General features: G+C 74.8%; 1 pseudogene. It reads right to left on the reverse strand.

Annotated elements, in window-relative coordinates:
* Positions 1-167 (reverse strand): annotated as a pseudogene (locus KTN05_RS18355) (phosphate acyltransferase); the annotation flags it as partial.
* Between the last annotated feature and the right edge of the window lie 369 nt (positions 168-536).

The following is a 536-nucleotide window of genomic DNA, read 5'->3' on the forward strand; positions in this document are numbered from 1 at the left end:
GCCGAGCCGGCGGTCGAGAAGGACAGCAGCGCGACGCGCGGCGTCTGCCCCAGCAGGCGCTCGCAGGAGGCGGCGGCGGCGATGGCGATGTCGGCCAGCTCCGCCGCGTCTGGGGCGATCACCAGCCCGCAATCGGCGAAGATCATGCCGTGGGGGAGAGGCTGCCCGGCGGCGGGGCTGCCGGCGGAGGCCGACGCGGCGGGAGCAGCCTCGTCAGGGGCCGGGGCCGCGGGAGCCTGATCATGGGGGCCCTGCCCGCCGGAGGCCGGGCCGGCGAGAACGCTGCCGGATGTCCCTTCGGCGCGGACGCTTCCTGCGCGGTGCTCCTCTCGGGGACCGGGAGGCTGCCCGGCCTGACCCTGACCCTGACCCTGACCCTGACCCGAGGAGCCCCGGTCTTCAGAAGCCTGTCCACCGGGGATTTCACCGCCGTGAGCCTGACCGACGGGGGTCGGCCCGGCGGAGGTTTCCCCGGCAAACGCCATCTCACCGGAAGTCCCCCCGGTGCCGCCGTCCGGTGGCAGCATCAGGAAGAA

This window comes from Paracoccus sp. Z118 (assembly GCF_019061185.1).
Taxonomy (GTDB): domain Bacteria; phylum Pseudomonadota; class Alphaproteobacteria; order Rhodobacterales; family Rhodobacteraceae; genus Paracoccus.